At 72.9% G+C, this 11,813-nt stretch carries 11 protein-coding genes; 9 read left to right on the plus strand and 2 right to left on the minus strand.

Annotated features, from left to right (window positions below; genetic code table 11):
• The first annotated feature begins 18 nt into the window (after nucleotides 1-18).
• From mtrA to secA, 6 genes are all read left to right on the plus strand, one after another.
• Nucleotides 19-699: an MtrAB system response regulator MtrA gene (gene mtrA / locus NUH29_RS11825; RefSeq protein ID WP_258799375.1), complete on the plus strand. Its 681-nt coding sequence runs from the start codon at nucleotides 19-21 to the stop codon at nucleotides 697-699.
• A 12-nt stretch (nucleotides 700-711) separates the two neighbouring features.
• Nucleotides 712-2,292 carry an MtrAB system histidine kinase MtrB gene (mtrB, locus tag NUH29_RS11830; RefSeq protein WP_258799376.1) on the plus strand — a complete coding sequence of 527 codons (1,581 nt, stop codon included), beginning with the start codon at nucleotides 712-714 and terminating at the stop codon, nucleotides 2,290-2,292.
• Nucleotides 2,289-3,959 carry an LpqB family beta-propeller domain-containing protein gene (locus tag NUH29_RS11835; RefSeq protein WP_258799377.1) on the plus strand — a complete coding sequence of 557 codons (1,671 nt, stop codon included), beginning with the start codon at nucleotides 2,289-2,291 and terminating at the stop codon, nucleotides 3,957-3,959. Before mtrB ends, NUH29_RS11835 begins: the two co-directional genes overlap by 4 nt.
• A gap of 62 nt (nucleotides 3,960-4,021) precedes the next feature.
• Nucleotides 4,022-4,705, plus strand: coding sequence for a ComF family protein (locus NUH29_RS11840; protein ID WP_258799378.1), 684 nt, complete (start codon nucleotides 4,022-4,024; stop codon nucleotides 4,703-4,705).
• A gap of 97 nt (nucleotides 4,706-4,802) precedes the next feature.
• Complete coding sequence (gene hpf, locus NUH29_RS11845; protein ID WP_258799380.1) at nucleotides 4,803-5,462, plus strand: ribosome hibernation-promoting factor, HPF/YfiA family; 660 nt, start codon at nucleotides 4,803-4,805, stop codon at nucleotides 5,460-5,462.
• A gap of 93 nt (nucleotides 5,463-5,555) precedes the next feature.
• Nucleotides 5,556-8,360 carry a preprotein translocase subunit SecA gene (gene secA / locus NUH29_RS11850; RefSeq protein WP_258799381.1) on the plus strand — a complete coding sequence of 935 codons (2,805 nt, stop codon included), beginning with the start codon at nucleotides 5,556-5,558 and terminating at the stop codon, nucleotides 8,358-8,360.
• Between the two features lies 1 nt (nucleotide 8,361).
• Here secA and NUH29_RS11855 read toward each other — a convergent pair whose 3' ends face one another.
• Nucleotides 8,362-8,808 (minus strand): Rv3235 family protein, encoded by a 447-nt coding sequence (locus NUH29_RS11855; protein WP_258799382.1) that lies wholly within the window; start codon nucleotides 8,806-8,808, stop codon nucleotides 8,362-8,364.
• A gap of 156 nt (nucleotides 8,809-8,964) precedes the next feature.
• On the opposite strand from NUH29_RS11855, the gene NUH29_RS11860 reads away from it, so the two are divergent.
• Nucleotides 8,965-9,546, plus strand: a complete 582-nt coding sequence (locus NUH29_RS11860; RefSeq protein ID WP_258799383.1) for a hypothetical protein — start codon at nucleotides 8,965-8,967, stop codon at nucleotides 9,544-9,546.
• A 12-nt stretch (nucleotides 9,547-9,558) separates the two neighbouring features.
• On the opposite strand, the gene NUH29_RS11865 is transcribed toward NUH29_RS11860, so the two are convergent.
• Nucleotides 9,559-9,819 carry a helix-turn-helix domain-containing protein gene (locus NUH29_RS11865; protein ID WP_258799384.1) on the minus strand — a complete coding sequence of 87 codons (261 nt, stop codon included), beginning with the start codon at nucleotides 9,817-9,819 and terminating at the stop codon, nucleotides 9,559-9,561.
• 129 nt (nucleotides 9,820-9,948) lie between these two features.
• Here NUH29_RS11865 and NUH29_RS11870 point away from each other — a divergent pair, with 129 nt between their 5' ends.
• Nucleotides 9,949-10,584: a hypothetical protein gene (locus NUH29_RS11870; RefSeq protein WP_258799385.1), complete on the plus strand. Its 636-nt coding sequence runs from the start codon at nucleotides 9,949-9,951 to the stop codon at nucleotides 10,582-10,584.
• 2 nt (nucleotides 10,585-10,586) lie between these two features.
• On the plus strand, nucleotides 10,587-11,813 hold the full coding sequence (locus NUH29_RS11875) for a CpaE/TadZ family protein (RefSeq protein ID WP_258799386.1): 1,227 nt from the start codon (nucleotides 10,587-10,589) through the stop codon (nucleotides 11,811-11,813).

Raw genomic sequence — 11,813 nt, forward strand, 5'->3', positions numbered from 1 at the left:
CAGGAACGAACGAGGTTCATGAACGCGCGCATTCTCGTGGTCGACGATGACCCCGCGATCGCCGAGATGATCGGCATCATCCTGCGGGGCGAGGAGTACGACCCGCTGTTCGCCGCCGACGGCAAGGCGGCGATCGACACCTTCCGCGGCGAGCGGCCCGATCTGGTGCTGCTCGACCTCATGCTGCCCGGCATGAGCGGCCTCGAGGTGTGCCGCACGATGCGCGGCGAGAGCGGCGTGCCGATCATCATGCTGACCGCCAAGGGCGAGCCGACGGATGTCGTGCACGGCCTCGAGTCGGGCGCCGACGACTACGTCGTGAAGCCGTTCAACCCGAAGGAGCTGGTCGCGCGCATCCGCGCCCGCCTGCGCCCCTCGCTGCCCGACACGACCGAGCGCATCCAGATCGGCGACCTCGAGATCGACGTCGCGGGCCACGAGGTGCGCCGGGGCGACGAGCGGGTGAACCTCACGCCGCTCGAGTTCCAGCTGCTGCTCGCGCTCGCCGCGAAACCCCAGCAGGTGTTCACGCGCGAGATGCTGCTCGAGCAGGTGTGGGGCTACCACTACAAGGCCGACACCCGGCTCGTGAACGTGCACGTGCAGCGCCTGCGCGCCAAGGTCGAGCACGACCCCGACAACCCGCGGATCGTCACGACCGTTCGGGGCGTCGGCTACCGCGCGGGCGCCGTCACCTAGAAGGGGTCCGCCGTGCAGTGGGACTGGCGCGTCTGGCGGGACCGGCTGGTCCACGTCTGGCGTGGCTCGCTGCGCGTTCGCACGATCGTGCTCACCGTGCTGCTCTCGGCGCTCGCGGTCACCGTGATCGGCGTCGTGATCTCCAGCTCGGTGCGCGCCAACCTCTTCGACTCGCGGCGGGATCAGGTGATCGCCGAGTCGGGTCGCGCCGCCGAGCAGGCGCAGCGCATCTTCACGACCGCCGCCGAGCTCGGCGACGGCACCGACGTGCAGGCGACGGCCGACTCTGCCCTGGCCACGGTGCAGCGCTCGACGACCGCCCGGTACACCGCCTTGCTCCGGGTGCCGGCCCAGGACGTGCCGCGCGTGATCGACGACCAGGCGAGCCGCGACTTCCAGCCGGGGTACGCCTCGACCGAGCTGCGCGCGACGGTGATCGCCTCCGACGGCACCGACGTCGCCTGGCAGTCGGTCGCCGTCGACTCGGAGGACGGGCTCGATCCCGGCATCACGACCGGATCGATCCTCGACACCATCTCCGCCGGGCGCTACCAGCTCTACCTCGTCTACGACCTGTCCGACGTGCAGCAGACGCTGGACTTCGTGCAGTCCACCCTCGCGTTCGGCGGGTTCGCGCTCGTGGCGCTGTTCGGCGGCGTCGCGTATCTCGTGGTGCGGCTCGTGGTGGGTCCGGTGCGGGTGGCGGCCGACGCCTCCGAGAAGCTCGCCTCGGGCCAGCTCGAGGAGCGGCTGCCGGTGCGCGGCGAGGACGAGCTCGCCACCCTCGCCCGCTCGTTCAACGGCATGGCCGACAGCCTGCAACGGCAGATCCGGCAGCTCGCCGACCTGTCGCGCGTCCAGCAGCGCTTCGTCTCGGATGTCTCGCACGAGCTGCGCACGCCGCTCACCACCATCCGTCTCGCGGGCGACGTGCTCTACGACCAGCGCGAGGACTTCCCGCCCACCACCGCGCGCACCGCCGAGCTGCTGCACACCCAGATCGAGCGCTTCGAGGCGATGCTCGCCGACCTGCTCGAGATGAGCCGCTACGACGCGGGCGCCGTGCAGCTCGAGACCGACCCCACGAACCTGGTGCGGCTCGTCGAGGAGTCGATCATCGCCGTCGAGCCGCTCGCCGAGGAGCGCGGCAGCGAGGTGCGGCTGGTCGCACCGGGCGGCTACTTCGAGGCCGACGTCGACGCCCGCCGCATCCGCCGCATCCTGCAGAACCTGCTCGGCAACGCGATCGACCACGGCGAGGCGAAGCCGATCGTCGTCTACGTCGACTCGGACGAGCGCGCCGTCGCGATCGCCGTGCGGGACTACGGCGTCGGCATGAGCCCGGCGGATGTCGAGCGCGTCTTCGACCGTTTCTGGCGCGCCGACCCGTCGCGGCAGCGCACGACGGGCGGAACGGGTCTCGGCCTCGCGATCTCGCTCGAGGACGCGGCCGTGCACGGCGGCGAGCTCGCGGTGTGGTCGCAGCAGGGCGAGGGCAGCTGCTTCCGCCTGACGCTGCCGCGCCGTCGCGGCGACGAGCTCGGCGGCGTCTCGCCGCTCGCGCTCCCGCCCGACGCGGAGGTGGCGGCATGAGCGCGCGGATGCGCCGGTCGCGGTTCGCGGCGGGGGTCGCCGCGCTCGCGCTGCTGCTCGCGGGCTGCGCCGGCATCCCGACGAGCGGCTCGGTCGGCACCGAGCCCCTCGACCTCGGCGAAGACGGCGGCGACATCGTGACCCTCGCCGAGAGCCCCCAGGACGGCGCCACCCCGACCCAGCTGCTCGCCGGGTTCCTCACCGCGCAGCGCGCCCCGCAGGGCAACTACTCGATCGCGCGCCTCTACCTCACCGACGACTTCCGCGCCGTCTGGTCGCCGACCGCACGGGTGCTCATCAGCGACACCCCGCTCGTGCCCGAGACGGTCGACGAGGACACCCTGCAGCTCGACGTGAGCGTGCAGTCGATCGTGAACGCGACCGGCAACTACTCGGAGCTGGAGCGCCCCGAGGCGCAGACCCTGCAGTACGAGTTCGCGAGGAACGCCGACGGCGAGTGGCGCATCTCGGGGGCGCCCGACGGGACGCTGCTCTCGAGCACCCGGTTCGAGCGGGCGTTCGGCGCCTACCCCATCTACTTCTCCGACCCGAGCGGCGCGTTCCTGGTGCCGGACGTGCGCTGGTTCCCCGACACCGCATCCCGCGCCGACCGCATCGTGAAGGAGCTGCTCACGGGCCAGTCGCCCTGGTACGCGGGCGGCGTGCTCGTGTCGGCGTTCCCCTCGGGCACGCGGCTCGACGGCGGCGTCACCATCAGCCAGGGCACCGCGACCGTCGATCTGGCGGGGGACATCGCCTCGCAGGATCAGAGCACCCGCTGGCGCATGCAGCAGCAGCTCGTCGCGAGCCTCTCGGCGCTGTCCGAGGTGAGCACCGTGCAGATGACGGTCGGCGGCTTCCCCGTCGACGTCGGCGACGGTCCCCACCCCGAGACGGCGCCGCTGGTGCGCACCGACCCGCTCGGGCTCGCGGCCGACGGCTTCGGCTACCTCAGCTCCCAGGCGGTCGACCGCATCGCCGGCATCTCCGCGCCGGTCGAGTCGCTCGGGGCGCTCGGGGTCACGCTCGCGCGCGGCGGCTCCGCGGCGGCCGTGCGCTCGGCGCAGGGTGCCTGGATCGTCTCGGCGTCGGGCGGCGACCCGGTGGTAGTGGACACCCGCGCCGGTCTCATCGACCCGAGCATCGACGCCGAGGGCTACCTGTGGTCCGCCGTCGGCGCCTCCGCCGACAGCATCATGGCCATCGACGCCTCGGGCGACAGCCACGCGCTCTCCTCGCCCAACCTCGACGGCGCGATCGTCGCCCTCGACGTGTCGCGCGACGGCGCGCGGCTGCTCATCGCGACCCAGGGCGCTGGCGGACCCGGGGTCACGATCGCCGGCATCGTGCGCGACGCCGACGGGGTGCCGGTGGCCCTCGGCGAGCCGCTGTCTCTCACGGTCGAGCAGACGCCGCTCCTCGACGCCACCTGGGTCGACGCGTCGACCGTCGCCGCGCTCTCGACCTCGGGCGACGTCGACCTGTACCGGATCGGCGGCCGTCACGAGAGCGACGGCAGCGTGTCCGGGGCGGTGCAGCTGGTCGGCGGCAACCTGGCCGACGGCATCCGGGTGCGCGACGCCGACGGCATGCTGTGGAGGCACAACACGAGCGGCGGCTGGCAGACCACGGGCATCGTCGCCTCCTTCCTCGGCACCCAGCAGTAGCCTCCTCCCCGGATGCGCTGCGGTGCGCTCCCGAATCCGCCGCCCGACGCCACGCTCGGTTCATGCGCGCGTGGTCCGAGTCCGTGCGCGAGGCTCTGCTCGACGCCCTCGCGCTCGTGCTGCCCGTCGAGTGCGCCGGATGCGGGGCGGACGGGCGGGAGCTGTGCCCCGCGTGCCGGCGACGGCTCGCCCCGGCACCGGTGCTCACCGTGACCCCCGGCGGGCTGCCGGTCCACGCGGGCGCCCGGTACCGCGAGCACGTTCAGCGGGTCGTGCTCGCCTGCAAGGACGGTCGGACCGCGCTCGCCGACCCGCTCGCCGCCCTGCTCCTCGCGGCGCTCGCCGTCGCGGATCCGGGGGTCGGTGTCGAGCTGTGCGTCGTGCCGTCGACGCGTGCCGCCTTTCGCCGGCGCGGTTTCGACCCCGTCCGGTTCGTGCTCGCCCGCACCGGACGGCGCGACGCCCGGGTGCTGCGCCCCGCCCGTGCCCATCGCGTCCAGAAGGCCCTCGGCCGCGCCGAGCGCCGCGCCAACCTGCGCGGCGTGCACCGCGCCCGGAGCCGTCTCGACGGGCGGCGCTTCCTGCTGGTCGACGACGTCGTCACGACCGGGGCGACCCTCGAGGAGGCGGCGCGCGCGATCCGCGAGGCCGGGGGAGAGGTGCTCGGAGCCGTCGTGATCGCGGCGACGCCGCTGCGATCCGCCCGTGCGGCGACTCACACCCGCCGCTCAGAGAAAACCGGGTGACAACCCGGGATCCCGGGACTACGGTGGGCGAAAAGGCGCGAAGGGAACGACCGCCTGATCGGAAGGCGGCACCTCGAGCCGGATCAGGGAGGTCGCCATGGATGTCACCATCACCGGACGCAACGTCGGGATCCCGGACCGGTTCGAGGAATACGTCAGCGAGAAGACCGAGAAGGTCGAGCACCTCGCACCCCGCGCTCTCGCCCTCGAGGTCAAGCTCTGCCGGCACCACGAGACGCACGGCTCGACGGGCGACGACCGGGTCGAGCTGACCCTCATCGGCCCGGGGCCGATCGTGCGCGCCGAGGCGGGCGCCGGCGACAAGTACGCCGCGTTCGACATCGCCTACGACAAGCTCGTGGAGCGCATCCGCCAGGCGAAGGACCGCCGCAAGGTGCACCGCGGGCAGCGTCGCCCCACCTCGCTGCGCGAGGCGGCGGCCGACGGATTCAGCTCGGTGGCCGTCGCGGCGGCGCCCGTCGACGTGATCGAGAAGGTGGCGACCGGATCGATCCCCGTCGTCGACGAGACCTCCGCCGAGGAGTGGAGCCCGGTCGTGATCCGGGAGAAGGAGTTCCCGGCCGAGCAGATGACCGCCGAGGACGCGGTCGACCGCATGGAGCTCGTCGGGCACGACTTCTTCCTCTTCATCGACGCCCGCACCGACAAGCCGAGCGTCGTCTACCGCCGCAAGGGGTGGGACTACGGGGTCATCAAGCTCGACGCCGAGGTCGCGGAGCTCGCGCCCGCCGGTTGACCCGGCCGCACGGCGTTCTCCAACCGGAGGCGGCTAGGCTGTCTGGGTCTAGGGCGCTCATGCGCGCCCGGAAACCCGGACAGGAGGCCATTCGTGGCGAACGTTGTCGAGAGAGTGCTGCGTGTCGGCGAGGGGCGTACGCTCCGTCGGCTCAAGGCCTACGCAGACGCGGTGAACGAGCTCGAGGATGCGTTCTCGGACCTCAGCGACGAGGAGCTGCGCGCGGAGACCGCCGAGTTCCGCGAGCGGTACGCGAACGGCGAGAGCCTCGACGACCTGCTGCCCGAGGCCTTCGCCGCGGTGCGCGAGGCCGCCAAGCGCACGCTCGGCCTCCGGCACTTCGACGTGCAGATCATGGGTGGTGGGGCGCTCCACCTCGGCAACATCGCCGAGATGAAGACCGGTGAGGGCAAGACCCTGGTCGCGACGACCGCCGCGTACCTGAACGCCATCCCGGCGCGCGGCGTGCACGTCGTGACCGTCAACGACTACCTCGCGAGCTACCAGTCCGAGCTCATGGGCCGTGTGTTCCGCGCGCTCGGCATGACCACCGGCTGCATCCTCTCGGGACAGACTCCGGCGGAGCGCCGCGAGCAGTACGCCGCCGACATCACCTACGGCACCAACAACGAGTTCGGCTTCGACTACCTGCGCGACAACATGGCGTGGCAGGCGTCGGACATGGTGCAGCGCGGCCACTTCTTCGCGATCGTCGACGAGGTCGACTCGATCCTCATCGACGAGGCGCGCACCCCGCTCATCATCTCCGGCCCCTCCTCGGGCGAGGCGAACCGCTGGTTCGGCGAGTTCGCCAACATCGCCAAGCGCCTCGTCGAGGACGAGGACTACGAGGTCGACGAGAAGAAGCGCACCGTCGGCGTGCTCGAGCCCGGCATCGAGAAGGTCGAGGACTACCTCGGCATCGACAACCTCTACGAGTCGGCGAACACCCCGCTCATCTCCTTCCTCAACAACTCCATCAAGGCCCGCGCGCTGTTCAAGCGCGACAAGGACTACGTCGTGATGAACGGCGAGGTGCTCATCGTCGACGAGCACACCGGGCGCATCCTGGTCGGCCGTCGCTACAACGAGGGCATCCACCAGGCCATCGAGGCGAAGGAGGGGGTGCAGATCAAGGCCGAGAACCAGACCCTCGCGACCGTCACCCTGCAGAACTACTTCCGCCTGTACCAGAAGCTCTCCGGCATGACCGGTACCGCCGAGACCGAGGCGGCCGAGTTCATGTCGACCTACAAGCTCGGCGTCGTGCCCATCCCGACGAACCGCCCCATGATCCGCAAGGACCAGGCCGACCTCATCTACAAGAACGAGACGGTCAAGTTCGAGCAGGTCGTCGAGGACATCGTCGAGCGCCACCGCACCGGCCAGCCGATCCTCGTCGGCACGACGAGCGTCGAGAAGAGCGAGTACCTCTCGCGGATGCTCGCCAAGCGCGGCGTGAAGCACGAGGTGCTGAACGCGAAGAACCACGCGCGCGAGGCCGCGATCATCGCGCAGGCGGGCCGCCTCGGCGCCGTCACGGTGGCCACCAACATGGCCGGCCGTGGAACGGACATCATGCTCGGCGGCAACGCCGAGTTCATGGCGGTGGCCGAGATGAACAACCGCGGGCTCAGCCCCGTCGACACCCCCGACGAGTACGAGAAGGAGTGGGACGGCGTCTTCGAGGCGGTCAAGGACCGCGTCGAGTCGGAGGCCGAGAAGGTGCGCGACGCCGGGGGCCTCTACGTGCTCGGCACCGAGCGCCACGAGTCGCGCCGCATCGACAACCAGCTGCGCGGACGCTCCGGCCGTCAGGGCGACCCCGGCGAGAGCCGCTTCTACCTGTCGCTGCAGGACGACCTCATGCGCCTGTTCAACACGGGCGCGGCCGAGATGCTCATGCGCGGCGCCCCCGACGATCTGCCGATCGAGTCGAAGGCCGTCTCGCGCGCCATCCGCTCCGCCCAGTCGCAGGTCGAGTCGCGCAACGCCGAGATCCGCAAGAACGTGCTCAAGTACGACGACGTGCTGAACCGTCAGCGCGAGGCGATCTACTCCGACCGCCGTCACATCCTCGAGGGCGACGACCTGCACGACCGCGTGCAGAAGTTCCTCACCGACGTGGTCGGCGAGGTCGTCGAGGAGCACACGGCCGAGGGATCCAGCGACGACTGGGACCTCGAGGCGCTGTGGACCGAGCTGAAGACGCTCTACCCCGTGTCGATCACGATCGACGAGGTGCTGTCGGAGGCCGGCTCGCGCGGCAGCCTCAAGGTGAAGGCGCTCAAGGAGGAGGTGCTCTCGGACGCGCGGATCGCCTACCAGCGCCGCGAGGACCAGCTCGGCGAGGCCGCGATGCGCGAGCTCGAGCGCCGCGTCGTGCTCTCGGTGATCGACCGCCGCTGGCGCGACCACCTCTACGAGATGGACTACCTGAAGGACGGCATCGGCCTGCGCGCGATGGCGCAGCGTGATCCGCTCGTCGAGTACCAGCGGGAGGGCTACGCGCTCTACCAGTCGATGATGGATGCCATCCGCGAGGAGTCGGTCGGCTTCCTCTACAACCTCGAGGTCGAGGTGACGGGGGCCGACGGTCAGGCGCGCGTCGCGGCGAAGGGCCTCAGCGCCCAGCAGCCGCCGCAGCAGAACCTCAGCTATTCGGCGCCGAGCGACGACGCCTCGGGTGAGGTCGAGGTGCGCAACCAGCGCGGCCAGGTGGAGCGCGCGGCGACCGCACGCGCCCAGCAGGCGGCCGCGCGTCAGGTGACGGCGCAGCAGCCCCAGGGTCAGCAGGGCGGCGAGCGCGGGGCCTTCGGGCAGCGTGTGGACGGCGACGGGGGCCAGCAGGCGCCCATGAACCGCGCCCAGCGTCGCGCCCAGGAGCGCCGCGGCTGAACTAGAGCACGTGGATGGCCGTCGCGCGCCAGCGACGGTCGAGCCCCTCGAGGCGGATCGCGACCGCGCGGGTGCGGGCGCGCCCGCGCACGACGACGACGGCCTCCACGACGCCGTCACGCGGCTCGCACAGGGTGACGGTGCCGAGGGTGAACACCGGACGGGTGGCGGGGCGGCGAGCCGCCTGCCGCGCCTGCGCCGACACCACGACGCGCTTCAGCAGGGTCGTGTAGACGGCGTCGTCGAGCCAGCGGGCGATCTGCTCGAGGTCGCGGGCCCCCGCGATGATCTCGATGACGCAGCGCGTGAGGTTCTCGATCAGGGGGCGCGGATCGGGGAGCTCGTTCGTGGCGGCCGGCTGGCGGCCGAAGAGCTCGTCGTCGTCGAGCCGCGGGGTGATCGCCCGGACCGTGTTGCCGTCGATCGCCGTCGTGCCGCTCGCGCGCATCCCATCTCCCCACGGGCCGTTCCTCGGAACCGGATCGTCTGCCCCCGTATGGGGGACGCGCTCACCTTGGCACATGACGCTTCCTCGTGTCGACCCTCCGCGTCATCCTGTGGACAACCGCGGCGGCGGTCGTCGTGCGGCCGTTACGGTCGGCGCGTGCGCTGGGACGAGCTGTTCGCCGACATCGAGAGTCGGCTCGAGCACGAGCTCGACGTCGAGCGGCAGGAGCTCGCGGCCGAGGAGGAGCGCCTGCGGCTCGGGCGCCTGGGCCTCCGGGAGCGGGTGCTCACGATGGCGCGTGGCGGGGAGCCGCTCGGCCTCGTGCTGTCCGACGGCGAGACGCTCGTCGTGCGCATCCGCTCGGCGGGCCGCGACTGGGTCGCGGGGGAGCCCGTCACCGGTTCGGACCGCCACGCGGTCGTGGTGCCCCTCGCCGCGATCGCGGCCGTCCTCCCCACCGGCGACCAGCTGGACCGCGGACTCCGGGCACCGGAGGCGGACCCGCTGCCCGACCTCGCCGCACGCCTCGGGCTCGCATTCGTGCTGCGCGACCTCTGCCGTCGTCGGGCGGGCGTCGAGCTGCGCACCCGCGTCGGGCAGGTGCACGGCACGATCGACCGGGTCGGGCGCGACCACCTCGACCTCGCCGAGCACGAGGCGGGGGAGCCCCGACGCGACCGGGCGGTGCGCCGGATGCGCCTCGTGCCGTTCGACGCCATCCTGCACGTGCGCGCCTGAACCGCCGCCGGATCAGCCGAAGAGCTCGGGCAGTTCCGCGAACTCGGCCTGGTTCCAGAGGTTCTTGCGGCGCACCTCCTCGTAACGCGCCGCGATGTACGCCTCGAGCACCTCGCGCTCGATGCGCCATTGACCGTGCTCGCTCAGCTTGATCGCGGGCAGCTCTCCGCTGCGCACGAGCGCGTACGCCTGCCCGGCCGAGATGTTGAGCACCTCGGCCGTGTCGGCGATCGTCAGGAAGCGGCCGAGCTCGGGCGCGCCATCCGCTGTCATGTCCCGATTATGCGTCGGGCCACCCCGCCCGGATGCTCGCTCCGGCCCGCTGTGGATAACTCGCCCGCGCGGGCGCCGGGCCACGGCACGATGGGCGGGCCGCTCCGCGCGGCGGAACAGGAGGCACCCGTGGTCGCACTCACGGCGACGCCGCGCCGCCGCGCGGCCATCGACATCCGTCTGCTCATCGGGCTCGCGCTGGTCGTGGCCTCGGTGGCCGGCGTCGTGGCGCTCGTCGGCGCGGTCGACGCCCGCACGCCGGTCTACGCGGCGGCCGGAGCTCTCAGCCCCGGCGACCGCGTCGACGACACCGACCTCGTCGTGCGCTCGGTGTCCCTCGACGGTGCCGACGGGCTGTACCTGCGCGTCGGCGAGCTGCCCGACGGCGGGCTCGTGGTCGTGCAGCCCGTCCGCGACGGCGAGCTCCTCCCGCTCGCGGCGCTCGGCGAGACGGCGGGGGTGCGCTCCACCGCGCTCGTCATCGAGCTCGGAACGTCACCGAGCTCGGCCGTGCAGGCGGGTGCGACGGTCGACGTCTGGGCATCGCCCGCCGATGCCGACGGTCGCGGCTACGGGGCCCCGATCGTGCTGGTAGCCGACGCGATCATCGTCCGCGTCGTCGTCGACGACGGCCTCGTCTCCTCGAGCGGCGGGGGAGCGGTCGAGGTGCTCGTGCCGCGCAGCCGGGTGGCACGGGTGCTGCAGGCGCAGGCCGCGGGGGATGCGCTGGCCGTCGTCCCGGCCGGACTCGCGCTGGGGCGCTGAGCATGCGGGTCGCCCTCGCCCTCCCGCTCGACGCGGAACGGCACCTGGCCGACACCGCCGGGTACCACGGCCACGAGGTCGCCGCGCGATGCTCGGGAGGCGACGAGCTCGCGCTGCGCCTGGCCCAGCTGCCGGTCGATCTCGCGGTGGTCGCCGCGACGCCCGAGCACCTGACCCCGCGGCTCATCGAGACCGCCGACCTGCTGGGGGTGCGCATGCTCGTCGTCACCGACGGCGACGAGCAGGCAGGGCACGCGGCGCGCCTCGGCATCCTCGACCCGGTCGACGGGCCGGCCGACTGGGGGCTGCTCGACGGCACCCCCGTCCCCCCGGCGGGCGGCGACGACCCGCCACCCGTCGCATCGCTCGCCGCGGCTCGCCGCCCGGCGACGGTCGTCGTCGTCTGGGGGCCGCACGGCGCGCCGGGACGCACGAGCATCGCGATCGCCCTCGCGGCCGAGTTCGCCGCCGCCGGCCTCCGCACCGTGCTCGCCGACGCGGACACCCATGCCGCCGCCGTCGCGCCCGCGCTCGGGCTGCTCGACGAGGCCCCCGGCTTCGCGGCCGCCTGCCGCCTCGCCGGCATCGGCGGCCTCGACGAGACCCAGCTCGACCGGGTGGCGGGCGTGCCGCGGGGCACGCGTCATCCGTTCCGGGTGCTTACCGGCCTCGGCCGACCCTCGCGGTGGCCCGAGCTCGGCGAGGAGCGCGTCGCCGGTGCCATCGCCGCGCTCCGCGGGCTGTGCGAGGTGCTCGTCGTCGACGTCGCCGCGAGCCTCGAACGCGACGACGAGCTCGCGAGCGACCTCGCTACCCCGCGCCGCAATGCGGCCGGGCTCGAGGCGCTGCGCGCCGCCGACCACGTGGTCGCGCTCGCCGCCGCCGACCCGGTCGGCATCCCGCGCTTCCTCCGCGGGCACGCGGAGCTGCTCGAGCACGTCGACGCCGAGCGGATCACCGTCGTCGCCACCAAGGTGCGCGCCTCCGCGATCGGCCTCAACCCGGGCGGCCAGGTGCGGCAGACCCTCGCGCGGTTCGGGGGCGTCGACGAGGTGCTGCTCGTGCCCTGGGACCCGGCCGCCTTCGACGCCGCCGCGCTGGGCGGCCGGCCTCTCGCGGATGCGGCGCCGCGGTCGCCCGCGCGGGCCGCCGTGCGCGAGCTCGCCGGGCGGCTGGTGCCGAGCGGTGCCGAGGGCGTGCGTGGCACCCGTCGGCGGCGGCTAGCCTGA

The organism is Protaetiibacter mangrovi, from assembly GCF_024752305.1.
GTDB lineage: Bacteria > Actinomycetota > Actinomycetes > Actinomycetales > Microbacteriaceae > Homoserinibacter > Homoserinibacter mangrovi.